Below are 864 nucleotides of genomic sequence, written 5' to 3'. Positions count from 1 at the left end.
CCCCCACTGGAAAACTCTTTAGGAACCAGTCCTAAATTTGCAGAAAAATGCCGAGCACCATGATAGCCTGAGCCATCTCCGGCAAATGACACCGCGGCAGTGGCAATGATTTCTGCAACGCCTCTTATACCCATCAGTCGCTTGGCATCYGGGTGCGTTCTTGCCTGCAGTTTGATGTCTTTTTCCAGCGAACCTATTGCAACGTTGATCGCACGCAACTCTTCCATCAGCTCACGCATGTATTGGCGTGCAATCGTAGTGAGTTGATTACTGGCATCCTCAAGTAATTCCGGCAGCAAAAGATTCAATGGATTACGTCCTTTAGGGAGGGCTATTCCATATTCACTTAGTAAGCCTCTAATTTGATTGGTTAGTGCAGTGCGTATTCTGATCCGGCGCTCGCGAATTCTGTGGGTAATGATGATATCAACCTGCGCTAAGGTTCTCGGCTGGACGAAAATCAGGTTCGGTCTCTGCGCTGCCTCACAGATAGCGAAGGCATCATTGCGATCGTTCTTATTGCCTTTGACAAATGGCTTAACATGCTGAGGTGGGATCAGTTTGACGTCATGCCCGAGAGAAAGTAACTCTCTGCCCCAATAGTTAGAGCCACTGCAGGCTTCCATCGCAATAGTGGCATCAGGGTAAGTACGCAGAAAAGGCAGGAGCTGAGCACGTTTAATCGAGCGGTTAAAAACACTCTTGCCTGCTTGATTAACTCCACATACTTGGAAGATATTTTTTGCGAGATCAATTCCTATTAGTGTAACTTTCATTTTGGACACCTTTTGTTGTTATTGAACGTGCAAATTCAATATGGCGTAAATGACGCCTACTTCACAAGAGGTGTCCATCCCATCATCC

The 864-nt window shown here is 46.7% G+C and carries 1 protein-coding gene; it reads right to left on the bottom strand.

Annotation, left to right across the window (positions count from 1 at the left end; translation table 11 throughout):
- Window positions 1-776, bottom strand: a 776-nt coding sequence (locus L5L94_RS21730; RefSeq protein ID WP_263165019.1) for an IS110-like element ISShes7 family transposase, incomplete at its 3' end; no start/stop codon positions are given.
- Between the last annotated feature and the right edge of the window lie 88 nt (window positions 777-864).

This window comes from Shewanella sp. SM21, assembly GCF_025654335.1.
GTDB classification, from domain to species: domain Bacteria; phylum Pseudomonadota; class Gammaproteobacteria; order Enterobacterales; family Shewanellaceae; genus Shewanella; species Shewanella oncorhynchi.
The sequence above is the reverse complement of the archived record's forward strand: the minus strand, read 5'-3'. Positions and strand labels throughout refer to the sequence as shown.